The organism is Chryseobacterium sp. FR048 (assembly GCF_056844665.1).
In genome coordinates this window covers 777,397-803,150 of sequence record NZ_JBXDSE010000001.1, presented here as the reverse complement: position 1 = coordinate 803,150, position 25,754 = coordinate 777,397, and the positions used below count along the sequence as shown (strand labels likewise).

At 38.2% G+C, this 25,754-nt stretch carries 20 protein-coding genes; 15 read left to right on the top strand and 5 right to left on the bottom strand.

Going from position 1 to position 25,754, the window contains the following annotated elements; genetic code table 11:
• Nucleotides 1-79 precede the first annotated feature (79 nt).
• The 3 genes from AC106K_RS03565 to AC106K_RS03555 form a co-directional block, all read right to left on the bottom strand.
• Nucleotides 80-1,270: a VWA domain-containing protein gene (locus tag AC106K_RS03565; protein WP_482443423.1), complete on the bottom strand. Its 1,191-nt coding sequence runs from the start codon at nt 1,268-1,270 to the stop codon at nt 80-82.
• A gap of 19 nt (nt 1,271-1,289) precedes the next feature.
• On the bottom strand, nt 1,290-2,891 hold the full coding sequence (locus AC106K_RS03560; protein ID WP_482443422.1) for a DUF4139 domain-containing protein: 1,602 nt from the start codon (nt 2,889-2,891) through the stop codon (nt 1,290-1,292).
• 324 nt (nt 2,892-3,215) lie between these two features.
• A complete protein-coding gene (locus AC106K_RS03555) occupies nt 3,216-3,890 on the bottom strand; it encodes an SIMPL domain-containing protein (RefSeq protein ID WP_482443421.1) in 675 nt (224 codons plus the stop codon).
• Between the two features lie 535 nt (nt 3,891-4,425).
• Here AC106K_RS03555 and AC106K_RS03550 point away from each other — a divergent pair.
• The 6 genes from AC106K_RS03550 (at nt 4,426) to AC106K_RS03525 (ending at nt 9,571) form a co-directional block, all read left to right on the top strand.
• Nucleotides 4,426-6,180, top strand: a complete 1,755-nt coding sequence (locus AC106K_RS03550) for a tetratricopeptide repeat-containing sensor histidine kinase (RefSeq protein WP_482443420.1) — start codon at nt 4,426-4,428, stop codon at nt 6,178-6,180.
• Nucleotides 6,181-6,192: 12 nt separating this feature from the next.
• Nucleotides 6,193-6,921, top strand: a complete 729-nt coding sequence (locus AC106K_RS03545) for a PA3715 family protein (protein ID WP_482443419.1) — start codon at nt 6,193-6,195, stop codon at nt 6,919-6,921.
• 94 nt (nt 6,922-7,015) lie between these two features.
• The gene (locus AC106K_RS03540; protein WP_482443418.1) at nt 7,016-7,705 is read left to right on the top strand and encodes a DUF4386 domain-containing protein; all 690 of its coding nucleotides are present in this window, start codon (nt 7,016-7,018) and stop codon (nt 7,703-7,705) included.
• An 11-nt stretch (nt 7,706-7,716) separates the two neighbouring features.
• Nucleotides 7,717-8,148, top strand: a complete 432-nt coding sequence (locus tag AC106K_RS03535; RefSeq protein ID WP_482443417.1) for a DUF6326 family protein — start codon at nt 7,717-7,719, stop codon at nt 8,146-8,148.
• A gap of 75 nt (nt 8,149-8,223) precedes the next feature.
• Complete coding sequence (locus tag AC106K_RS03530; protein ID WP_482443416.1) at nt 8,224-8,958, top strand: LytR/AlgR family response regulator transcription factor; 735 nt, start codon at nt 8,224-8,226, stop codon at nt 8,956-8,958.
• Nucleotides 8,959-9,031: 73 nt separating this feature from the next.
• Nucleotides 9,032-9,571, top strand: a complete 540-nt coding sequence (locus tag AC106K_RS03525) for a lipocalin family protein (RefSeq protein WP_482443415.1) — start codon at nt 9,032-9,034, stop codon at nt 9,569-9,571.
• 285 nt (nt 9,572-9,856) lie between these two features.
• Here AC106K_RS03525 and AC106K_RS03520 read toward each other — a convergent pair whose 3' ends face one another.
• Nucleotides 9,857-10,330 carry a DUF7832 domain-containing protein gene (locus AC106K_RS03520; protein WP_482443414.1) on the bottom strand — a complete coding sequence of 158 codons (474 nt, stop codon included), beginning with the start codon at nt 10,328-10,330 and terminating at the stop codon, nt 9,857-9,859.
• A 114-nt stretch (nt 10,331-10,444) separates the two neighbouring features.
• Between AC106K_RS03520 and AC106K_RS03515 the strand changes: the two genes are divergently transcribed.
• From AC106K_RS03515 to AC106K_RS03500, 4 genes are all read left to right on the top strand, one after another.
• Nucleotides 10,445-11,695 (top strand): CinA family nicotinamide mononucleotide deamidase-related protein, encoded by a 1,251-nt coding sequence (locus tag AC106K_RS03515; protein ID WP_482443413.1) that lies wholly within the window; start codon nt 10,445-10,447, stop codon nt 11,693-11,695.
• A gap of 90 nt (nt 11,696-11,785) precedes the next feature.
• Nucleotides 11,786-15,184 carry a trifunctional glycoside hydrolase family 18/polysaccharide deacetylase/glycosyltransferase family 2 protein gene (locus tag AC106K_RS03510; RefSeq protein ID WP_482443412.1) on the top strand — a complete coding sequence of 1,133 codons (3,399 nt, stop codon included), beginning with the start codon at nt 11,786-11,788 and terminating at the stop codon, nt 15,182-15,184.
• A 228-nt stretch (nt 15,185-15,412) separates the two neighbouring features.
• Complete coding sequence (locus AC106K_RS03505; protein ID WP_482443411.1) at nt 15,413-17,470, top strand: M13 family metallopeptidase; 2,058 nt, start codon at nt 15,413-15,415, stop codon at nt 17,468-17,470.
• Between the two features lie 558 nt (nt 17,471-18,028).
• Nucleotides 18,029-20,125, top strand: a complete 2,097-nt coding sequence (locus AC106K_RS03500) for a M13 family metallopeptidase (protein ID WP_482443410.1) — start codon at nt 18,029-18,031, stop codon at nt 20,123-20,125.
• A gap of 65 nt (nt 20,126-20,190) precedes the next feature.
• Here the strand turns inward: AC106K_RS03500 and AC106K_RS03495 are convergent, their stop codons facing one another.
• Entirely contained in the window at nt 20,191-21,237 is a 1,047-nt protein-coding gene (locus AC106K_RS03495) for a hypothetical protein (protein WP_047096403.1), read from the bottom strand.
• A gap of 353 nt (nt 21,238-21,590) precedes the next feature.
• On the opposite strand from AC106K_RS03495, the gene AC106K_RS03490 reads away from it, so the two are divergent.
• The 5 genes from AC106K_RS03490 (at nt 21,591) to gldD (ending at nt 25,737) form a co-directional block, all read left to right on the top strand.
• Nucleotides 21,591-22,037 (top strand): type VI secretion system contractile sheath small subunit, encoded by a 447-nt coding sequence (locus AC106K_RS03490; protein WP_482443409.1) that lies wholly within the window; start codon nt 21,591-21,593, stop codon nt 22,035-22,037.
• Nucleotides 22,038-22,058: 21 nt separating this feature from the next.
• A complete protein-coding gene (locus tag AC106K_RS03485; protein ID WP_047096401.1) occupies nt 22,059-23,420 on the top strand; it encodes a DUF5458 family protein in 1,362 nt (453 codons plus the stop codon).
• Between the two features lie 77 nt (nt 23,421-23,497).
• Entirely contained in the window at nt 23,498-23,959 is a 462-nt protein-coding gene (locus AC106K_RS03480; RefSeq protein WP_482443408.1) for a hypothetical protein, read from the top strand.
• A 141-nt stretch (nt 23,960-24,100) separates the two neighbouring features.
• The gene (mutY, locus tag AC106K_RS03475; protein ID WP_482443407.1) at nt 24,101-25,135 is read left to right on the top strand and encodes an A/G-specific adenine glycosylase; all 1,035 of its coding nucleotides are present in this window, start codon (nt 24,101-24,103) and stop codon (nt 25,133-25,135) included.
• Between the two features lie 44 nt (nt 25,136-25,179).
• Complete coding sequence (gldD, locus tag AC106K_RS03470; protein ID WP_482443406.1) at nt 25,180-25,737, top strand: gliding motility lipoprotein GldD; 558 nt, start codon at nt 25,180-25,182, stop codon at nt 25,735-25,737.
• Nucleotides 25,738-25,754 lie beyond the last annotated feature (17 nt).

Sequence of the window (25,754 nt, the reverse complement as noted above, 5' to 3'; positions counted from 1 at the left end):
GATCAGAATCGGGAGCAATTTAATTCCATAAAAAAATAGAATAAAGCGGGCCGTAACCCGCCTTAAAACTCAGTTTGCCTTACAGACTATATCCATTCTTTTTGGCCAGTTCCAGAATAGAATTTTCAATCGCTTTTCCAAGATCATCAGAATCAGCTGTTCCTCTTTTTTTCATTTCTCCATCAATATACGTCTGTCGTTTTTTAGACAATTCCTCAATCTCTTTCTGAACCTTTTCCCGTTCTGCTGATTTCGTAGCAATTGCTTTTTTTATTTCTTCTTTGTTTTTTCCTTTCAGCTCGGCAGGAAGTTCGCTCTCTTTTACAGACGCAATAAAACCTGCATCTTTCTCAGCTCTGTCAACCAGATCCCAGTGCTCATTTTTGTAGGCGTTCTTTTTAGATTTGGATACCGTTCTTTCCACCAGGTTGGAAACCGATTGTACTTCTGCATTTTTATCCTGGGTAATCTGTTTCATTTTATATTCAGAACCACGGTTTCCATAGTAAATATAGGTGTCATTCAGTTTTGCGTTACACTCAGAAATTCTGACATCATAAGGTGTTTCAATATAGATTACTTTTTTGTCACTATCGATATTGAAGTATTTGCCGCCTCCCGTTGCTGCACCATTCTGCCAAAAGCTCTGAATCCCTTCCTCACGGCTGCCACAGAAAATCGTACTGGTATAGATATTTTTATTCTTTGCTTTTGAGATCACTTCTTTATAGTCAACTCTTCCCTGATTGAAAGGCTCATTTCCTGCAATATAGATCAGTTTCATACTTTTTTCGTTGCCATCCCAATTCAGATTGTTGGAGGCATCACGGATGACAGCACCACAGTATTCACTTCCGCCATTGGTTCTTAAAGCAAATAATTTTTCAGAAACCAGATCGAGATCCTGAGTCAGAGGAGTGACCTGACGGATATAGTTTTCATCACGGATACCATCATTTCCATATTCATAAAGGGCGATTTCTATCTGAGGTGACTGACCATTATACTTCAGTGTGGTTAATGTATTGACGATGTTCCAAAGCCTTGATTTTGCCTGGTCGATCAGTCCATCCATACTATTAGACGTATCAAGCAAGATAGCAACCTGGATTTTATTATCCTTTGAGGCCGTATTCACCGGTATGGCAGAAGCATTTTGTACCGATATTCTGCTGTGGTCTGTATTCGTTTTAGAGCAGCTGCTGTCCGAAATAGTGCCGGAGCTTAAGAAGGCTGCTGTTGCTACTGTTAAGATTTTTAAAGTTGTCATATTATTATTTTTTTATAGGTTATCTGTTGTAATATTGTACCTGCATGTCTTTTGGATATTTCACTTCATAAGAGAAGCTGATCTTTTCGGTACTTCCGGAACCGATATTCCTGTTCCAGAGAATACTCCCTGTTTTTTCGTCGAAGTTGCCGCCACCAATATCTATGGATTTTACCTGGATCTTGGAATTCTCGCTGATCGGAAGCTGATCAAGAACTTCGAGCTCAATGCTGGTTTTTGTATTGTTTCGGATACTGATCTGGTAAGATTCCGTTTCCCATTTGTTGGAGTTCATTGCTTTTTGTGAAGTTTTATCTTCAAGTTTTATTCTCTTTACCGTAATTCTTTCATCTACACCAAGAGAGATTGGGAATTCATCTTTTACATAATTACTGGTGATATTGGTTTTCCCGATATAATTATCTTCAAAGTAGATATTGGCTTCCCCGTTGATGAGGTTGAGGCTTTGCCAGTTCTTTACAAAAGCCATCAGGAATACCTGGTTATTAAGCTTCGGAACCGTGTGGTATTTATAGGTAGCATCAATCTGTTTTTTATCAAGAATGACATACTGCTCTTTTTCCTGGCTCAGAATGGTCTGGTTGTAGTTCAGTTCATAGATGACATTCATTTGATTATCCGAAACAGAAGCCACGGGTATCTGGCTTGGAATTGCTACTTCATCTGCCCGCATCTGATAAGCATTGGCCGCGACGGTCTCTTTTTTAAACTTATAGCTGGCAACTTCCATAGCAGGACTGTGTGGTGTATATTCAGCAACATAAAGCGGTGACAGGATAGGGCGATCCTGGTTGTACGAAGGTCTGTAAGTAGAAACGAAGAGCTTTACATTCTTCCAGTCCTGTCCGGTTTTCTGGTAAATCTTTCCTTTATACACCATTTCAAGAGGTTTCTTCACAGATTCGGCCCGCAGATCATAAGACGGCACCCAGCCGGCATCAGAAACAATATAGCTGACTCCAAGGTTGAGGTTGGTTTCATTGTCTGCCAGAATTTCAAGCAAAAGCTCTTTTCTGTTGGTATTCTTATGAGTTTGCTCTTCAGCAGATTGTTTGTCGAGCTTAGCAATACTTTCATCCAGAACATTTTTTTGCTCACTCAACAGAAAAACCTGATTGTCGATTTCGAGCATTCTCTTTCTGTAAAATTCAGTAAGCTTGATCAGTTGCTCCTGTGGGGTTGTCTTATCGTTGGTGGAGACTTTTAAATTATCATTGATGATATTCTGCTCACCGGATAAATTCTTGATCTGAATGTTCAGAAGATTGACCTGTCTTCTCAGTTTTTTTCTTTCATCATCAAGTTTCTTTTCTCCGTCCGACAATTCATCTGTTTTCAGAAAGTTGCTTTGAGGAGTGATAGAAACAAGTGTCGTATTTTTTTCAAGATTGATCTTGTAAGTGTTTTCATCCAGGTTATTAGGGAGATTTACAATTCTTATCCTATTTCTTCCTTTCTGAAGACTTACATTGGTGCTGCCGAAAACTTTTGCTCCCTGTAGGAATACGGTCGCCTGCTTTACTTCGATTTCCTTTCTGATTTCCTGAGCCTCAGAGAAGACAAAAGAAAATAAGGTGATTATTAAAAGATAGCGTTTCATTGTTTATTATTTTGAATTATGATGTAAAATTATCCGTATTGAGAGCAGAAAATGGGGAGACTTGGTGGAATATGGTTTTCACTTGGTGAGGATTATCAGATGAGAAATAGACTATCCAGATGCTTAGTGCTTAAGGAGATCTTTCGATTCCGCTCCCTGTAACAATTCTATACTAAATTCTTGGTTTTGGAACTGTCAGGTTGAGCGGAGTCGAAGCCTTTATTTTGATAAGTCGACAGGCTTTTACGTCCAAACAATCAATTCATTTGTGCATCCGTAGAAAAACAAAAAGCCGCCTTTCGGCAGCCTTCTTAAACCTGTTATTTAAAGAATTTCGTATCTCGTTTTGATACTGTATTTCAGTTTGATGTTTTCAATATTATCAAAAGAATCATCTACCGGGGCATCGGCCATTTCCATTTGTACACTATTCATTCTTCCTTTATAAGCAACCGGAAGTACCATATCGCTTGTGTAGTCTTCTATTTCTACGATTTCAAGAGCATTTCCAGCCTTTTTACCCATGCTTTCCAACAGATAATCTGCTTTTTCTTTAGCTGCTTTTAAGGCATTGATTTTTACTGCTTTTCTGAAGTCAGCAATTTTAGTATTCTTTACCTCAGCAATATTCAGACTGCTTACCCATTTCTGATTCAGATCTTCAAAAATCTTGCTGATATTTGACTTCGTACTGGCTTTAAACTGATAATTCTTAGAAAACTTGGCCGTTTTGGAGTAGATATTCTGGTACATCGATTTGAATTTGATGTCTTCATTCTTCACGCCGGCATTCTTGAGCGTTTCAAACAATTTCTTTTCATTATCTGCCAGATCGTTTTTGTTATCTGCTTTTATTCCGATGCTGAAGATAATTTCATCCGGTTCAATTTCCATTTCTGCCACTCCTGTTACTTCAATGGCGTTTTTCTTTACTTCCTGAGCGTTTACAAAGCTCCCTAAGGTCAAAATTCCGATTAATAAAAAATGTTTCAATTTCATAATTTCCTGTTTTTAAATTTTAAATTCTGATGTAAAATTACCACGATCTGAAACTGAAAACAGGGAGACTTGGTGAAATGGAAGTTTCACTTGGTGAGTTGCCGGAATGAACTTTAAAAATAAATATGAATGATCGGTTTCCTGACTATACTCCCCTTGTTATAGCTATTAAAACTGAATTCGAATGGTGACAGATTATATGTATTCAATTTATCTTTATTCAATAGGAACGGGCTTTAGCCCTTTTACAAAAAAATTAAGATTCAATTGGCTTTAGCCTAAACTTAATATCGATAATAACGAAGATATAATTCATCTGATCATTTTTTAATCCTCACCATATTCTTAAAAGACTTACCTTACTACTTTTATCCTCTCAAAATACTTTAATATTTCAATCAAAACACTTCTAAACAATTCAAACTGGGTGAAATAGGGTTTTGACTTGGTAAAGAATAGAAGACGATCAATAAAGTTTTACTTACTTTGCAGTAAAGATCTGAAATCTGTGAAATTAGTTTTTAAAATATTGCTTATGATAGTATTGGCGTGGGGAAATACCCTCGTCGCACAGGATACTGCACGGGTTTCCAAAGTCCTGAAATCGGCTTCGAAACTGAAAAAAGCAGTCGATAAGAACGATAATAAGGGAGTCGCCGATACCTATGTAGGAATGGCCAACGATTATTACAATCAGGGCAACTATGCCAAAAGTGAAGAATACCTGATTAAGGCCCGAAATATTTATCAGACTCTCAATGATAAAAAGAATCTTGAAACCACGACCAGAAAACTGGCGCAATCTCAGGAAAAGCAGAATAAAATAACACCTGCCATCAGCAATTACAGTATGGCAGCTCAGATGAGCTACAGTGAAAAAAATAAAGCAGTCAATACCAATGATGTAGCAAGACTTTCTTCTCCAACTCCCGAGTTGAGGGCAGAAGCGATTCAGAATAATATCAGTCTGAGTAAAAAAGAAAACGAGCAGGCGGATCTTGCAGAGAGCTATAGCCAGCTTGCAGAGGTCAATATACAGCAAAAGGATGTTTCCAGAGCGGAAGAAAACCTGAATAATGCTTATAAAATCTCAAAAAAAGAAGCTCCACAGCAGGCGCTGGCCATCAATCAGAAACTGGCTGATCTCTATGTTGAAAATAAGAATTATGAGAAAGCCATTGAAGCCAAAAAGAAAGTCCTGAAAGAAGATTTTGTGAAAGAAAATTCACAGGAAAAAGTGAATCAGATTCAGGAGCTGGCGGATATTTATATTAAGAAAAATGATCCTGGGGAGGCGGTAAACCTGTTGAAAAATGCTTACGGAATTGCTTTGGAAAAAGGCCATACTCTGGAAGCTCAGAGAAGCGTAAAAAAGCTGGACAGCCTCTATGCTATATCCGGAAATACGGATGCTTCTGTACAATTGTACCGGGATTTTCTAGGAAAACTTCCGAATCTTGTGTCCAAAGACAGAAGCCTTATCGATAATAAAATTCTGGAAGATACCGAGCAGCGAATCTCACAGCTGGAAAAAGAAAAAGAGCTGAAGGATGAACTGATTCGCAAGAAAAACGTATTCAATTACAGTTTGATCGCGGCTTTGATTCTTTTGACAGGATTGATTTTTATTATTTTCAGAACCCTGAAAAAAGTTCAGATCAAAAATAAGAAAATTGCCCTTCAGTCGCTTCGGAGAGAGATGAATCCGCATTTTATTTTTAACAGTCTAAACAGTGTCAACCATTTTATTGCGACCAATAATGAGCTGGAAGCTAATCAGTACCTGACCAAATTTTCAAAACTGATGCGTGGGGTAATGGAAAACTCTACCGAAGATTTTATCCCTTTCCAACAGGAGCTGGATCTTCTTCAGAATTATCTTGCTTTGGAAAAAACACGTTTTGCAGATAAGTTCGATTACGAAATTGAAGTAGATGAAAATCTGAATATGCAGAATCTCCAGGTTCCGGGAATGCTTATACAGCCGTTTCTAGAAAATGCTGTCTGGCACGGCCTCCGTTACAGAAGTGAAAAAGGTTTTTTAAAATTGAACTTTACAAAAAATGATCAATATCTGAATATCCTTATTGAAGACAACGGAATCGGTATTGAGGAAAGTAAAAAGCAGAAAACCCAGCATCAAAAAGCAAGAGAAGGCCGGGGAATGAAAAATACCCTGGAAAGAATTCAGCTTCTGAATGATCTGTATAAAAAAGATATTACCTGCTCTGTGAAAGACAAGGAAGATAGTGGCGGAGTTTTAGTTACGATCAGAATTAATCTGGCTTAAAAATGATGACCCATGAAAAAAAATGCACTATTGCTGACACTGCTCATTACTTTATGCTCCGGAATCCTTTACGGACAGAATTTTGACAGTATCAGACTGAACCATATTCTGAAGAGCTTAAACCTCGATAAAACAAAGATCAAAGAAGAACTTTGTACGGAGAAAAAGATGCCTAATGCAGAAGATTCCTATATTGCAGTCATTCCCGTTATCATAAATCAGGAGAAGGACCTGGATTATGTTTTTACCGTGCGCAACTATATTGTAATTACAGACAGTAAAGGAACCATAAAAAACCAGTATTTTGATCCCACAGAATTAAATTCCGATGCGGTAATTTTAAGAAGTTTCACTATTGATACAGGGCTGTATACCATTAGTACAGGTATCCGGGCTTTCGGAGTAAAGGCTGATTTTGTAGGCAGCAGCAGGCCTAATCCTTATGGTTCGGGAACAATTTCATTATATTATCCCGAGGGTAAAACGCTTAAAAAAATTCTTGATCAGTTTGAACTGGATTCAAGCCATGGAGAATGGGATACCCGCTGCAATGGTGAATTTCAGGATGATAGTTCCTATATCATGATGGGAAATTCCAAAACCAACAATTTCACGGATCTTACCATTAAAACCATTTCCGTTAAAACAGTCAACAAAGAGGTAAAAGGAGAGTGTGACGGCAAAGAAACTTCAAAAACTACTTATAAAACTTTAAAATTCAGAAACGGAAAATATCAGTAATTCTGAGCCGGACCATGTTGTATGTGAAATAATACCTAAAAACTGTAACCATTTTGGGAAAGTTATTGTCTTAATAGATAAAAACGTAACCAAAATGAATACGAACAGTAAAACAGCCAGACTCGCAGGATTTTTTTATCTCATGGTTATCGTAACCGGTTTTTTCAGTTTAATGTACGTTCCATCAAAACTGATTGTATGGGAGGACCCTGTATTGACTTTTCATAATATTTCTTCAGAAACACAATTGTTCAGGCTAGGTATTGCCAGCAATATCATCTGCTATATCGCTTTTACTTTACTTCCTTTGGCGCTATATCAATTTCTGAAAAACGTAGATGAAACCTACGCAAAACTGATGGTCATTCTTGCTCTTATCAGTATTCCCATTTCCTTTATCAATCTTCAAAGCAAGTTTTCTGTGCTTACCATTGTGGAAGGAGCCGTTTATCTGAAAGCTTTTGATGCAAAACAGCTGCAGGCACAGATAATGCTTTTGTTGAGCAACTATAACAAAGGACTTTTAATTGCGCAGGTCTTTTGGGGGGCGTGGCTTTTTCCTTTTGGGTATCTGGTCTATAAATCCGGGTTTTTACCCAGGACTCTTGGGGTTTTCTTAATGCTTGGATGTTTTGGGTATCTGGCGAATGTCTTTGGAAGAACTCTGGTTGCTCATTTTTCAGATTATTCAATCGCGAATTATATCACATTACCGGCAACGATAGGAGAAATCGGAATCTGCTTATGGCTGCTCATCTTTGGAGTTAAAAATAAAAAACACTAAATACACTCATCATGAATCAAGCTGCAAAACTGGACGATACTCCGGTGAATGTAAAGATCATTCTTGCCGGGCTCTGGATCTCTGTTACATTATGTTATCTGTATGGAGATTATTTTGAATTATATACGCCGGGAAAAGCGAAAGGGCTTGTAGAAGGAAATAATCTGCTGGATTCACCAATGAAATTATTTTTTGCCTCAGTAGTTCTGGCAATTCCTGCAGTTATGGTATTTCTTTCTCTTATTTTAAAGCCATCGATCAACAGGTTGCTGAATATTGTTTTTGGAATATTTTTTAGTGGTGTAATGATATTGATCGGGATTTCATCCTTTTCGGACTGGTATTTGTTTTACACTTTTCTGGCCGCTTTGGAATCTATTATGACAATTCTGATCGTGAAATATGCCTGGGAATGGAAAAAGGAACAACCTTCTTCGGAATAGGTAGAAGATTGTATGAATAGGTAAATATTCCTAATTTGCAGGCTGGAAATATATCAGAAACCTAAACCTGTTTCAATGAAAATAAAAGCCGTAATCATAGATGATGAGATCATCGCCAGAGAAGTTCTGAGAAGCTACCTCACCAAATACTGCCCACAGGTGGAAATTCTGGGTGAAGCCGAGAACATCAAAGAAGCGGTTCCATTGATTGCTGAAAAACAGCCACAGCTTGTATTTCTGGATGTAGAAATGCCCTTTGGAAATGCCTTTGATGTATTGGAAGCTACAAAAGATTTTTCTTACGAAACTATTTTCATTACAGCTTTCTCCCAATATTCGCTTCAGGCCTTAAATAAATCGGCGAGTTATTATATTTTAAAACCTATAGACATCCAGGAACTGATTCTGGCCGTCAATAAAGTTGCTGAAAGTCTGGAGAAAAAAGAAGAGCTCAACCGGAATAAAATTTTGTTGGAAAATCTGAAACTGAAGCCGGAAAAGCAACAACTTATATTGCCTACCTTGCAAGGTTTCGATGTCGTAAAAACAGAAGACATTGTCAGGCTGCAGGCAGACGGAAACTTTACACAGGTCTACCTTACCGATGGCTCAAAGAAAATGGTCTGCCGGTTTCTAAAACATTTTGATGACCTGCTGGAAAGTCCGTTTGTGAGAGTACACCGTTCTCATATCATCAACAGCGGTTTTGTAAAATCATACCATAAAAGTGGAACCGTAATGCTGTCTGATGATACGGAAATAGAAGTTTCAGGAAGCTTCAAAGACAATTTCCTGAAGGTCTTTTCCTAGAATTTATTGTTCTTTAACAGCCCCAAGGCACTATTTTTGACGTTTTTATCAGAACTACACAAAATAATCTGTTATGAAAACTCTTCATAAAATAATAATTCCCGTTTCGTTGGGAGCACTGGGGTTGGTCGTATTTAACTCGTTTTCTGTAAGAATTCCGCGAGGTGCAACAGCGGTAAAGAACTTTGACATAAAAAAATATCTGGGCAGATGGTATGAAATAGCCCGTTTCGATTATCGTTTTGAAAAAAACATGGATAATGTCACGGCTGAATATTCAGAAAACCCGGATGGAAGTGTTCAGGTTAAAAATAAAGGCTATGATTACCTGAAAAAAGTCTGGAATGAATCAATTGGAGAGGCCCAGTTTGTAAAAGACCCCACCGAAGCCCGGCTGAAAGTCTCATTTTTCAAACCCATCTGGGCCGGTTATAATGTCATTGATATTGATGAAGACTATCAGTATGCCCTGGTTGCCGGTAGCAGCTTAAAATATTTATGGATCCTCTCACGCACCACCAGCATTCCCGAAAGCATCCGCCAGCGTTTCCTGGAAAAAGCAAGAAAAATTGGCTATGATACGGGAGAATTGATCTGGGTGAGACATAATTAGTAGGAGGGAGAAAAGCTAAAGCGCGAAAGCGTAAAAAGGCGAAGAGGGCGAAGAAAGCTGAGGAAGCAAAAAAGTAAAGATGTACAAATGTATTTAAATATATAGGCACATCTATCATTGATTAATTTTGCTTATTGCTTATTGCTTATTGCTTATTGCTTATTGCTTATTGCTTATTGCTTATTGCTTATTACTATCTTATAACTAATCCTTCTTTGCTCTCTTCGCCTTCTCAGCCTCCTTTGCCTTTTTACCCTTTCGCTCTTTCGCCCTTTTACCTCTTCCTCAGCTCCCCAAATACTCCTTCCACTCCTCAAAGCGGTAATCAATAACCTGTTTCATCAGATCATAGTTCTCATAAGTATCTTCGATGTGGTAGAAAGTTTCGTATTCATAGTCATTTTCTTCAGCTTTAGTATCAAAGAGGTTGACATAATCATCGGCAAAAGAGCTGTACTTATTCCCAAAATCAGTATCATCGGCATAATAATCTTTGGCAAAACTGTTTCCAAGATCATTCAGATCATATTCAGAAAACTTTCCGTCGCAGCAATCCATTACAAACTCTGCACCCGTTAATTCTCGTCGTTTCACCTGCTCGATTTCCTCTGCGGCATCTTCTTTCAGTTCCTCAGAGATCAGATCATTATTAATGCACCAGTTCAGGAACATTCCCGTATGGGTTGCTCCGTGTTTCTGAGGAAGTCCTTCCGGAAAATCACCGCCATAATGCCATGAAGCATCATCATATTTAGACATAATTCTTCTTGTAGTTTAAAATAAATTCCGTCAAAAATAGAAAAAATCAATTTATATTGCCGGGTATCGGGAATTTTCCGTCATTTGTATCAGATTTTTTTTCGAAAACAAAACATGGAAAAAGCTGTTCTGATCACCATTGGTGACGAAATCCTTTCTGGGAATACCGTAGATACCAATTCTAATTTTATTGCTACTGAGCTGAAGAATATAGGAATCAAAGTTATACAGATCTTGACTATTTCAGATGAAATTGAAACAATCAAAAATACATTAAATACAGCCTTTGAGCTGGGAGATCTCGTTATCACAACAGGAGGGCTGGGGCCAACCCGTGATGATAAGACCAAAAAAGCACTGGCTGAATTCTTCAATGATGAAATTGCGCTGGATGAGGTTACCTTTAATCATCTTAAAGGATATATGGAAAGAAGAGGACGGGCAGATATTCTGGAAAGAAATAAAGAACAGGCATTTGTCCCTACCAAATCTGTTGTTTTTCAAAATCATTACGGAACAGCTCCCTGTATGATGATGGAGCTGAATGGAAAGCTTTGTTACAGTCTGCCTGGAGTTCCTTATGAGGTGAAACCTTTGATCAAAGATCAGATCATTCCTTATCTGCAGGAGAAATTCAGTCTCAATTATATTCACACCAGAATCGTTTCTGTTGTTGGGATTCCCGAAAGTATTCTTGCCGATATGATTGAAGGCTGGGAACTTGCTTTACCGGAGAATACATCATTATCTTATCTCCCTATAGGAACCCGTGTAAAGCTTAGGCTGACGGCTTCAGGTGGCAATGAAAATGAATTGCAGAAGCAGGCTGAAGAAGAAATTCAAAAGCTGTTACCGCTATTAAGTGATCATGTAATTGCTGTATCCGAAGATAAAATCGAAAATATTCTTGCAGAAATACTTACTGAAAGAAGACTGACGATCTCTACAGCAGAAAGCTGTACCGGAGGTGAACTGGCTAAAATGATCACCTCAGTTTCCGGGAGTTCAAAATATTTCCTGGGCGGAATGGTCGCCTATGCCACAGAGAAAAAAATCAAGATTCTGAATGTTTCCAGAGAAACCGTAGACCAGTTTACCGTAGTCAGCGAACAGGTGGCACAGGAAATGGCAAAAGGCTGTCAGAATTTGTTTGATACAGATATTTCCCTTTCCACGACAGGAGTAGCAGGTCCGGGAAAAGGAGAGGACGGTAAAGATGTGGGAACAGTGTTTTATACCATCAGAATAGGGGATAAAGAAGTAACTTCAAAATTATATATGCCGCATTTGGAAAGAGTAGACTTCATGGATTTTGTTTCCCAAAAGGTGATTCAGGATCTTGTGGGACTTCTGGTGGCACATTAAACCAAAAGGATTCTTTTTTAATTTTTTTTTAATTAATTTTAATGAGCTTTTTCACACTTTTTGAAAATCATTCATTAAAATTTGAAAATCGTGGAAAATTCCAAACAGATCTTCCAGACCAACAGTAAAAAACGCTGGAAAAGCGTACAGTGGGGAAGCCGCATATTTATCTTTATTGCGGTACTCCTTCTTTTGGCCCTGGGATTGATGATGACCCTGGACAGAAGTCCTAAAATACCTTTTAAAGAAGATTATAAAGCTGTAATCACAGCCAACAAACCTTATCTTCAGGAAAATAAAATTTCGAAAGAATACAAAGGTTTCAGAAGCTTTATTTCCGAAAAAACAATCCATACCAATCTTGCCAAAATTCAGAAAGCAAGAGCAGAAAGATATAAAAATCAAAATCGAAACTGGGCGCAGTTTCCCGGTGGGATTCGCTCTGCATTTTATGTAGCCTGGGATCCGCAGTCTCTCATGTCTTTGAAGAGAAATATCAGACACGTCAATCTTGTTTTCCCGGAATGGTTTTTTATTGATCCGAAAACGGGAGATCTGAAAACCAATGTAGACCCTGAAGGCTATAAAATCATCAAGAGAACAGGAGTTGCAGCCATGCCGATGCTGAGTAATAACTCTGATCGTGAATTCCGCTCAGAAGGATTGGCAAAAGTGCTTAATGACCCGAAAAGAAGAACCAATCTGATCCAGAAAATAACCCAGGAATGTATCAAATATCATTTCAAAGGAATCAATATCGACTTTGAAGATATGAACCTGAATTCTGATGAAAACCTGATTGCCTTTATGAAAGAGCTTTCAGAAACTTTCAAACAGAATCAGCTATTGGTTACCATGGATATTATGACGGATAATGATGATTACAATATCCAGAAACTCGATCCTTATGTAGACTATTTTGTATTGATGGCTTATGATGAATATTCTCCGGATAGCGATGCAGGCCCTGTTTCTTCTCAAAAATGGATAGAAGAACAGACAGGTAAAGTGGTGAAAAAAACATCTCCTCATAAAATTATATTGGGATTGGGAGCATACGGTTATGACTGGAGTACCAATAAGGATGACAACACTTCTGTTACTTATATGCAGGCTATTACAAAAGCTCATGCCAGCAAAGCCGTAATCGATTTCAATGACAATACCTTTAATCTGAATTACTCTTATACCGATTCTAAGAACTTCACACATACCGTGTTTTTCAATGATGCGGCCTCTATTTTCAATACAATGCGTTTTTCATCCGAATACCCATTGGCAGGAACCGCACTTTGGAGACTGGGAAGTGAAGATAGCAGAATCTGGAACTTTTATGATAAAGATCTTACGTTTGCCGGACTTTCCAGGCTCAATTTAAAAACACTTGAAAATGTGAAAGGGCAGACCATGGTCGATTATATTGGAGATGGGGAAGTGCTGGATGTACTGAATACTCCTCACGACGGAAAAATAGCTTTGGAAATTGATCCGAAAGAAAAGATCATTACCGATGAAAACTACATCACCTATCCAAGCTCTTATGAAGTGAAAAAATATGGAAGTGCCCCTCAAAAAGAGTTGGTGCTGACATTTGATGATGGTCCCGATGAAACATATACCCCTCAGATATTGGATGTATTGTCCAAATATCATGTTCCGGCGGCTTTCTTCCTGGTAGGATTGAATGCAGAAAAGAATCTTCCACTGGTGAAGAGAATTTATCGGGAGGGCCATGAAATAGGAAACCACACATTCACTCACGAAAATGTAGCAAAAGTAAGCCCGGAAAGAGCTTTGCTTGAACTGAAACTGACACGTTTGCTGATAGAATGTATAACAGGGCACAGCACTATTCTGTTCAGAGCTCCCTATAATGCAGACTCCGAACCTACGACATCTGAAGAGATCATTCCGGTAGCACTGGCAAGACAGCAGAACTATCTGGATATTGGTGAAAATATAGATCCGGAAGACTGGCAGCCGGGAATAAAAGCGGATGAAATTGTAAAACGTGTTATGGCCGGAATCAAGCAGCAGAGAGGAAATATCATCTTGCTTCACGATGCAGGAGGAGATACCAGAGAAGAAACGGTAAAAGCATTGAAAATCTTAATTCCTACTTTGCAGAAACAAGGGTATCATTTTACCAACCTTACCAGTATCCTGCATAAAAGTAAAAGTGAGCTGATGCCGGCAGTTCCTAAAACAAGAGCATATTATGTAATGCAGCTTAATCTGGTATTGGCTACTGCCATCTATGGAATAAGCCATTTTCTGGTAGCATTGTTTACTATTTTCATCGTATTGGGATTGATCAGATTGATCCTGATGGCATACTGGGCTTTTAAAGAAAGAAAAAAAGAGAAAAAACTGAGCGAATTTCCCGTTCTGGAATCCTATCCGAAGGTTTCCATTATCGTTCCTGCCTACAATGAAGAAGTGAATATTGTCTCTTCCTTACATAACTTACTGAAGCAGACCTATCCGAATTTTAACATCATCATGATAGATGACGGAAGTAAAGATTCAACTTATGAAAAAGCAAAAGATGCATTTCCTGATCATCCGAAACTGAAAATCTTCACCAAACCGAATGGCGGAAAAGCAACGGCTTTGAATTTTGGGATTTCGCAGACCGATGCTGAATATGTAGTCTGTATTGATGCCGATACCAAACTGCAGCAGGATGCCGTAAAATATCTTATCGCAAGATTTTTAAATGCAGATCCTGAAGAAAAAATTGCAGCTGTGGCAGGAAATGTGAAAGTTGGAAATACCGTAAACTGGCTTACCAAATGGCAGGCTATAGAATATACAACCAGTCAGAATTTTGACCGTCTGGCATATGCCAATATTAATGCCATCACAGTAATTCCGGGAGCTATTGGAGCATTCAGAAGAGAGGTTGTTCTGGAAGCAGGCGGATATTCTTCCGATACGCTGGCTGAAGACTGTGATATTACAGTGAAAATTTTGAAAGAAGGTTACACCGTTGCCAATGAAAACAGAGCTGTTGCCGTGACAGAAGCTCCGGAAACCGTGAAACAGTTTTTAAAACAACGTTTCCGCTGGACCTATGGAATCATGCAGATGTTCTGGAAACAGAGACAGACTTTCCTTAATCCCAGATATAAAGGACTGGGACTTTGGGCCATGCCGAATATTTTATTATTCCAATATATCATTCCGTTCTTTTCACCATTGGCAGACGTGATCATGCTTTTGGGAATACTGTCCGGAAACGGAGGCAAAATATTCAGCTATTACCTGATCTTCCTTCTGGTAGATGCATCATTAGCTTTGATAGCCTTTATCATGCAGCGGGAGAAACTGACTAATCTGTTGTATATCATTCCGCAGAGATTCGGGTATAGATGGCTGATGTATATTGTATTATTTAAAAGTTTAAGAAAAGCATTGAAAGGCGAAATACAGTCCTGGGGCTTCCTGAAAAGAACAGGAAATGTAAAGGAGATAACGACTTCTTAATAGGGAATCTGAATTTGTTTATCAGGCTGAATGTTGGCTGAATGAGACTGTAAGTTTGTTTTGGTTAATAGAATAGCCATTTCATAACTTCCAGCTTCCATCATCCCGCTTCAAATCTAGCTGAATTATAAATTCTTATCATACACTGATGTTATTTGTTTAAATTTGTTTTACAAAAAAGTAACAAATACGAAATAAATCATACCTATTATATAAATTGTTATCATAATGAAAAAACTAACGCTTTCTTTGTTTCTAATAGCAGGGATCTGCACTCAAAATACGATGAGCGCACAAGCTAAAGCTGTTAAAACAGCAGTAAATAACACAGACAAAGGTTTAGACCTTAGCTTGATGGACACTTCGGTACGTCCACAGGATGATTTTTATAACTATGTGAGTGGAACATGGATGAAAACAGCTAAAATTCCATCCGATAAGCCGACGTGGGGAAGTTTCAACAAACTGGGAGAAGATACGGATAACAATTCCATGACGATCCTGAACTCTCTTTTGAAGGATAAATTTGCTGAAGGAAGTGAAGGAAAGAAAATCCAGGATTTATATGCTTCTTACATGAATATGGAGAAGAGAAATGCTGACGGAATCAAGCCTATTCAGGATCATCTGAATAAAATTGATGCCATCAAAAACATGACTGACCTTCAGAACTATCTTGCTTCTGTAACGAAAGAAGGCGAAAATGCTTTTTACGGATGGGGAGTATATGCAGACCTGAAAAATTCTAATATGAATGCGGTTTACCTGGGAGAAGCATCTCTTGGATTAGGAAGAGATTACTACCAGAAAGTAAACGAAAAAAATACAGAGGCTATTGCTGAATATCAGAAATATGTAGCTTCTATGCTAAAAGAATTAGGGTACAAAAATGCAGACGCAGCAGCAAAAGGTATTGTTGACTACGAAAAAAGTATTGCAAAAACTTACCTGACAAACGAACAAAGCCGAGATAATACCCTTCAGTACAATCCTCAGACAATGGCTGAGCTTTCTGCTTTGGTAAAAGGAGTAGATCTTCCTGCTTACCTTAAAAAAGTAGGGGTAAATACAGATAAAATCATCATCGGAGAACTAGGCTATTACAAAAACTTTGATAAGTTGGTAAATGCTCAGAATCTTCCTGTAATCAAAGATTATCTGAAATTCCACATGATCAATGGAAGTGCTTCTTACCTGAGCGAAAAACTGGGAGATATGAAGTTTAACTTCTTTGCTAAATACCTGAGAGGTCAGCAGGAGCAGAGAGCATTGAATAAGAGAGGTTTCGAAGTGATCAACAGAAACTTGGGAGAGGCATTCGGTAAACTATATGTTGAGAAATACTTCCCGGCTGAAGCGAAGGCTCAGATGGTGGAACTGATCGATTACTTAAAGAAAAGCTTCGCAGTTCACATCAATAATCTAACGTGGATGTCATCTACAACCAAGGAGAAAGCAATGCAGAAATTGAATAAATTTACTGTGAAGGTAGCTTATCCGGACAAATGGAAAGACTATTCAAAACTAGAAATCATTCCTGAATCTAAAGGAGGTACACTATACAAAAACCTTCAGAATATCGGTGAATGGCAATACAATAAAGATCTGGCTAAAATCGGTAAACCGGTTGATAAAACAGAGTGGGGAATGACTCCACAAACGGTAAATGCTTATTACAACCCGGTATACAACGAAATCGTATTCCCGGCAGCAATCCTTCAACCGCCATTCTTTAACCCTCAGGCTGATGCAGCCGTAAACTTCGGTGGTATCGGAGCTGTTATCGGTCACGAAATGAGCCACGGATTCGATGATTCAGGTGCTCAGTTTGATGCAGAAGGTAACCTTGTAGACTGGTGGACTCCGGAAGATAAAGCTAACTTCGAAAAAGCTACAAAAGCCCTTGCTGCTCAATATGACAAATATGAGCCTGTAAAAGGAACTTTCGTAAACGGTACCTTCACAAACGGTGAAAACATCGCTGACTTAGGAGGAGTAAACATTGCTTACGATGCCCTTCAGATGTATCTTAAAGATAAAGGAAACCCAGGAAAAATCAGCGGATTCACTCAGGATCAGAGATTCTTCTTAAGCTGGGCAACCGTTTGGAGAACCTTATCAAGTGAAAAATATATGGTGAATCAGGTGAAAACTGACCCACACTCTCCAGGATATTTCAGAAGTTTCGGTCCGCTAATTAACGTTGATGCATTCTACAAAGCATTTGATGTGAAAAAAGGAGATAAACTATACAAAGCTCCGGAAGACAGAATCAAAATCTGGTAAAAATAAAAACCGCTCAGCAATGGGCGGTTTTGTTGTTTTTGAAAGGAAGGTAATAGGTAATAGGTAATAGGTAATAGGTAATAGGTAATAGGTAATAGGTAATAGGTAATAGGTAATAGGTAATAGGTAATAGGGCAACGCTTAGGAATCATCTTAAACAAAATTAATAGAAAATGGCTTCCATCATTCCCCTCCTCCGGAGGGGTGGCAAAAATTCTTTGAATTTTTGATGGGGTGGTCTACGACACCTTGTATATCATTCATCCATCAATAGAAGAGGCTGTCTCAAAAGTACCCCCTCTCTCGGACTCCTGTCTGACAAATTTTGTCATTTAGGAGATTCTCAGAGCATTAGTTTACCTTTTGAGACAGCCTCTTACCCTATCCATCAATCTCCATCCGGCTTTAGCCAAAACCTAAAAATAAAAATCTCACCTCATAATTTAAAAAATATTTACCCCAAATCTCATACCCGCATCAATTATCAATTATCCTTCATCACTTATCATTAAAGTTCGTATATTTGATAAGTTTGTGTAAAATCAAAAATTATCTTTAATGAAAAAGCTAAATATTGGAATACTTGCCCTTTCGGGTATTGTATTTCTCAATTCGTGTGGTGCGGCAAAGACTGCGGGGACGGAGAAAAAAACTGAGACTACAGCTGTAGCTGTGGAGCCGGTAAAAGAAGAAGTGAAAGAGGAAGGGATTAATCTGTCTTATATGGATACAGGTGTCCGTCCGCAGGATGACTTTTTTAGCTATGTGAACGGAAATTGGGTGAAAACTACTCAGATTCCTTCAGATAAAGCAAATTGGGGATCTTTCAATGCATTGAGAGAAAATGTGGATGATGCTTCATTGGATATTTTAAACAAAATCCTTACCGAAACATATCCTGCAGGTTCCGAAGGACAGAAGATTCAGAATCTTTATGCTTCCTTTATGGATACTGCTAAAAGAAATGCTGAAGGTTTAGCACCTATCAAAAAGGATCTGGCGAAAATTGATGCCATTAAAAACCTGAATGATCTGCAGAAATACCTTTTAGAAGCTACTGTATTAGGCGATAACTCTTTCTACGGATGGAGAGCCGGTGCTGATATGAAGAATTCTAAAATGAATGCGGTATATCTTGGCGGTCCGGATCTTGGATTAGGAAGAGATTATTATCAGAAAGTAAATGAAGCCAACACTAAAACATTAGGACAATATCAGGCTTATATCGGACAATTATTCGGTGTTTTAGGATATAAAAATTCAACTCAGGCTGCACAGAATGTAGTAGATTTTGAAAAGCAGCTGGCAAACTACCTGTTGACATTAGAGCAGAACAGAGATGCGAACTTAAGATATAACCCTAAAAATGTTTCTGAACTATCCGGTTTAGTGAAAAACGTTGATCTTGCAAAATACCTTAAGCAGGCAGGCGTTAACACAGACAGAGTGATCATCGGAGAACTGAAATACTACCAGAATATGGATCAGTTCATGACGCAGAAGAATCTTCCTTTATTAAAAGATTATCTGAAATATCACCTGATCAACGGTAATGCAAGTAACCTTGATGAAAATCTTGAGAAGATCAGATTTGATTTTTATGCTAAAGATCTGCAGGGGCAAAAAGAACAGCGTCCAATGAACAAAAGAGGACTTACGCTTGTAAACGGCGTTCTTGGAGAAGCTTTTGGTAAACTTTACGTAGACAAATATTTTACGCCGGAAGCTAAACAGCAGATGGAAACTTATATTGATTACCTTTTAAAATCATTTAAATCTCACATTGCCGGTATCGACTGGATGTCTCCTGAAACCAAAGTGAAAGCTCAGGAAAAACTGTCCAAATTTACGGTGAAGATTGCTTATCCGGACAAATGGAAAGATTATAGCCAGTTAAAAGTAGAATCTCCAAAACAGGGCGGATCATTATATGCCAACTTACAGAATGTAGCCGCTTGGCAGTATCAGAGAAATCTGGATAAAGTAGGAAAACCGGTTGATAAAACAGAATGGGGAATGTCTCCACAGACTGTAAATGCTTACTATAGCGGTTCAAATAACGAAATCGTATTCCCTGCAGCCATTCTTCAGCCTCCTTTCTACAATCCTAAAGCAGATGCAGCCGTGAATTTCGGAGGTATCGGAGCCGTTATCGGACACGAAATTTCTCACGGATTTGATGACAGTGGTTCACGTTTCGATGGTGATGGTAACCTTAATAACTGGTGGACAGAGGCTGACCGTAAGAACTTTGATGCCAAAGTAGGACAGCTGGCAGCTCAGTACAGCACTTATGAGCCGGTAAAAGGCAGCTTTGTGAATGGTAAATTTACAAGCGGTGAAAATATCGGTGACCTTGGTGGAGTAGCAGTAGCTTATGACGCCCTTCAGATGTACCTGAAAGACAAAGGAAATCCAGGTAAGATCAGCGGATTTACTCAGGATCAGAGGTTCTTTATGAGCTGGGCAACCGTTTGGAGAACGAAAGCAACCAATGAATATATGATCAATCAGGTGAAAACAGATCCACACTCTCCGGGAATGTTCAGAGCATTTGGACCGTTGGTGAACCAGGACTCATTCATTAAAGCATTTGACATAAAACCTGGCGACAAAATGTATAAAGCTCCTCAGGACAGAATAAAAATTTGGTAGTACTATCAAAGAATTGTTAGAAAAGAAAGAATCCGCCTCAACTTAATGGGAGGCGGATTCTCTTTTTAATAAGCTTTCTTATAATTCCGGAGCACAAAATTGATACCCGTTTCCAGAATGTCACCCATCGTTTTACAATATTTGAAATTGACATCGTAAGTGAGTTTTCGCAATGCCGTCTTTAGCTCTGTAACATTGGCTTCCGGTGCAATATTATCTTCTTTCATAATAGAAATCAGTTCATCGAATCTGGTTTTACTGCTGGTCACCCTTTTTACAATTTGTGAACGCACCTCCTTTCGGTACTGTTCTATAGAGCTCGGTTTCAACTTTTCCAGGACCATATTGACCATCTGATTATTTTCTTTGAAATACTGGGGAAGATAAACCTTCAGATTCCCTTCATAAGTCTGCTGATCAAAATCAATAGGACGGATTCTGTAAATAACCTGGTCAAAATCATGGATAGGAATCACAACATAATTATAAGAACGCATGTCACCGAGAAGACCAATGAGGCAGCGTTCATTGAATTTTACAAATTCTTTGGAAATCTGTGCCTTTTCCAGTTCGGTACAGTTAGACATATGCTTCTGAATAAATACATCTCCGGGAATTCCCAGAATATGTTCCTCTATCAAAGTGTTTTTATAAATCAGAAAATTAATCCGGTTGGGAGAAAGCAGGTCTTCAAGCTCCAGTCCGTATATCCGGGAAGCATCTGCCTGTTTGATATAAAAATTAGTATAATTATCATTCAGAATATTTCTTACCCGAATTCGGAAAGGTTTAGAATTCCCGAAAGTACAAAAGTCGATCGTATCCACCTTCAGATAAGGTAAAGTAGCTTCATCCCCGTCAGAATGGAGGAGGGTATAGATTTTATTTAGGTTGGCTTCTATTTCTTTAAACTCATATTCAGGGTACAATACCCCAAGCCACAAAGTATCTTTCCCTTCCTTATCCAGAATATTCACACTGTCACTGAACCTTAGGAGATCTTCATACAGAAAGTGAATTTTAGTCGTTCTGTTATATTTTTCCAAATATTGCTGTAAAGACTCGGAAACAGGAAATATGGGTTTTCTAAAAGCTATTTTTACATCTTTCATGCCGCTGTTTACTTTCCTTAAATATAAAGTATTTTTTCATCACACCGAAGGATTTCTTATTTTTAGAGGGGTTGAGGAATTTTGGATAAGCGCAAAAACACTCAAAGATTTTATTTTATATTTTTATAACTTATTTTGTTTATTTTTCATAGCTTAGTGACATCATAAGATTTTGATTTTATGTTAAATAAGTGCAGAGGATTTTTAATAAGACAAGAAAAATCTTATCAAAATTTTGTATGTTACAGTTTTTTTTTAAATTTAAACTTTGGATTGGTCATTGAACTGATTTGTCAGTAAATGACTAAAAGACAGATCCAAAACAAAATAGTAAATCTCAAAATAATAATAATATGGCAATGTTTAATTATGGTGTTGGCGGAAACGAGGTAAAAGTAGACGCTAATGAAGCTATTCAGGAAATACAGGAAAATAAATCACTGATAGTAAGCCAGCTTACAACTGAAGAATCTTACACCCCTGAAATTGTAACAGGATTAAAAACAGTAGAAGACGTCTTCAGACATTTCCAGCCTTCTGTAGCAGTACAGCACGAAACAGAAGACGGGGGAATGGTAGAAGAAGAATTCCGTTTTCAAAATCTTGGCGACTTTACTCCTAAAAACCTTACTCAGAAATCAGACTATCTGCAGCAATTGAGCATGGAGCAGGAGCAGTACAACAAAATTGTACGTCAGCTGAAAACAAATAAAATTCTACGCAATATGCTGGAGAACGATCAGACAAGAGCTGCGTTCATAGAAGTATTGAAAGAAGTGGCACAAGAACTTGAAAAATAATTAAAGACTTTACATTAAATCATGGATAGCAAATTACAGGCACAGGAAAGCCAGCAGCAGGGACAGCAGCAACACTCAGGGCAGCCGAAGGGCAACCCGCTTGCAGAGCTCAATAAAATGGGAGGTTTTGGCTTTGTTGAATCCGTTGTAGACGGTATTGCCAATATGAACCCTACAAGAAAAGCAAGAAAGGAAATTTTCCTTAATGACGGCAATAAAGCAGAGGAAAGAAAAGAACTTCTTCAGAAGATCAATCTTTGGGTAAGCCTTTTAGAAGGTAACGAATCTGCAGATAAAATGGCCGATACATGCAAAAATAAAGCACAGCAGGCTGATCAGAACTTAAAGAAAAACCTTAAAAATACACTGGATGCCGTTCGTTTGTTGGAAACCAACTACAGAACCGTAGCTCAATTCTACAAAAATACAGAATTGGATAAAGTGGATAACGTAAGCATCGTGAATGCAAGTCTGGATCAGGTTTCTGATTTGGATAACCCTTTATTCATTGATGCGATTTCTGAAGAATTCAAAAACTATTACGACCGTCTTGACCTTAGAGATAACTACTCAATCCTTGCAATACCAGGATACCTGGGATCTAATAAGGTAATCGAGAAATGGGCAAAAATCTGTAACGAGAACAAAGTAATGATGGTTACAGACTTCGCCAACCTTGATAAGCCGGATGACGTAGTAGACTTGTTCCATTCTGCAAACCTTACCGGAGGTGAACTTCACAGAAGTAACGTGATCATGACGTGTAACTGGCTGGTAGGACGTGGAAAAGCTGAAGAAGTAGGAGAAGAAGAAAACGTAGAACTTCCACCTTCCACTTCATTGGCAGGAAAAATCCACAAGACTTTAATGTCTCAGGTGGCAGCAGGTAAAAAACATGGGAACATCAACGAAGTAGACGCCGTAAAATTCGAATTGAAGAAAAGTGAAATCTCTCAATTGGAAAAAATGGGTCTTGTACCAATGGTCAACGAATACGGAAAAATTATGGCTTTCTCTGCAAAGACCTTATTTACAGGAGACAACATTGGTCTTCAGACGTATTCCGTAGTTCGTGTATTCGACTATGTAACCAAAGTATTACTGGACTTCCTGAACAGAAGAGCTTTCGAAAACTGGAATGCTAAAAATGAAGATGATCTGAGAAGACAAATCGTAACCTTCTTAGACAATATCAAAGGACCGGACAAATTGATCGAGAAATTCAAGATCGTTCGTTTCGAGCAGGATAGAGTAAACAAAGACAGAGTATGGCTGGATATTCGTATGACGCCTTATTTCCCTACAAAAAGTTTCGTTATCAAACTTGACGGACACAAGGGAGACGATGGTAACGAATGGGATGCAGAATACACTCAGGAGTAATAATACTTATTTAAAATATCAAAAACCGATGCATTTTTTACATCGGTTTTTTTCTACCAATATCTATGAATTTGAATATGAAAAAAAAACTTATCCTGGGGCTGCCTGCTTTATGTATGATATTTCTGGTGAGTTGTGAAAAAAAATACCAGAGTCCGGGAACCTATGAAAATGACCTTTTTGCAGACGAACGCCAGGAAGGTAAAGCCTATATTATGAACAGGGAAGAATGCTTTGATGGCAGTGAAATGGTTCTGGCAAGTTCAGGTGTAAAATTAGCAGACAGCTCAAAAGGCCGGGGGAAATCTTTTTTTCTCTATAAAGTAAGCTCCGGAAAAGTATTGAAAACCGTAAGAGATTCTGCTGTAGAAATGCCGATGATGTTTTTGTCTCCCTATAAACTGAAGATTAAAAACAGCGATTCCATGTATGTCTATCTGAAAAAACTCGAAGGCTACCGTTTTATAGCTAAAGAACGAAATCTGAAATACCAGTGGCTAAAAGCTGCTCCTGTATATTCTGTGAAAGCTGATAAATAAATTTTATCTTTGCAGAATCTAAAAATGCTTCGTCAACTTCGTTTGCAAACTCCCGGTCTATGCATTGCAAGACATGGTGAATGTTAGCAATAGATGCAGAGTGAAACCGAAGCATTTTATAAAAAATTAAACAAAAAATTTTTGGATAAGGATAGCAGAAATACAGCGTTTCTTCATGTAGGAAACAGGCTTTTGGAGTGGTATAGAAACAATGCGAGAGATCTGCCTTTCAGACAGACAAAAGACCCATATAAGATCTGGATCTGTGAGATCGTATTTCAGCAGACAAGGATCAGCCAGGGGCTCAATCATTACAATAATTTCATTGAAAGATTTCCCGATGTAAAAACTTTGGCAGAAGCCGAAGAAAATGAAGTCTTGCTGTATTGGAAAGGATTGGGATATTATTCAAGAGCAATCAATATTCATAAAGCGGCCCAACAGATCATGAATGAGTATCAGGGCGTGTTTCCTGATCAGTATGAAGAAATTTTAAAACTGAAAGGTGTAGGGAAATATACTGCGGCTGCAGTTTCAAGCATATGCTTCGGTGGGAAAACTCCGGCCGTAGATGGTAATTTTTACCGTGTTCTGAGCCGTCTTTTTGCAGATGATTTTGATATTTCGAATTCAAAAGCATTCAATTATTTTTCTGAACTGGCAACTTTAGTAATGCCGGAAAATGTAGGTGATTTTAACCAGGCGATGATGGATTTAGGATCAGAGATCTGTAAACCGAAAAATCCTCTCTGTGGAGAATGTCCCATCAATGAAGACTGCCTTGCATTTTCTACCCAAAACATCTCAGCCTATCCGGTAAAAACTAAAAAAGTAAAAGCAGAAGATCTTGCTCTGACTTATTATTTTGTTCACAGAAACGGAAAATTTCTGATCCGTCAGAGGGGAGATGACTTCATCTGGAAAAAACTATTTGAGTTTCCGCCTGCGATTTCCACTGATATGGAACAGTTTATTACCAGTTCAAAAACGGTTACCCATAAGCTGACCCACAAGAATTTAAGCATTGAAATTTTTAATGTTGAGGTGGCTTCAGAGAAAATCTGGAAGCATTTTATCGCTGAAAATCAATACCTGATTACAGACGTTGAAGGCTCTCATGAAAAATCCTTTCCAAAGCCTTTGGAAAATTACATTCAAAACTCTCTGAAAGACTGAAATTTGTCTTCCGAAATCTGAAATCTAATTTGTACTTTTGCAAAATGATAAAAAAAGTCATTTTTATTTTTGTATCACTGCTTTTAATTTCATGTGGAAAAGACACGACCCCGAAACCTTACGGAGAACTGCGTCTGGAATACCCCACACCGAAATACCAAAAGTTTGACAATGATTGTGCCTATACCTTTGAATACTCGGACTTTGCTTCGATTGCACCGGCTAAGAAACCTTGCTGGTTCTATCTGAATTATCCTAAAATGAAGGCCAAACTTTTCGTGACCTATTATCCGATACAGAATGACTTTGCAGAACACATCAAGGAAGCTGAAAAAATGGTGTATGAGCACACCATCAAAGCCAGTTCTATCGATACAAAATCCTTTGAATACCCTGAAAAAAAGGTATATGGGAATTTCTACGAGCTGAAAGGGCAGAGTGCTTCCAATCTTCAGTTTTACATTACAGACAGTACGAAACACTTCGTGACTGCTTATCTATACTTTAATACGAGACCGAAACCGGACTCTCTGGCTCCTGCTGTGAACTATATCAAAAACGATATGAAACACCTGCTGGACACTTTTGAGTGGAAAAAATAATTTACTTTTAATATACA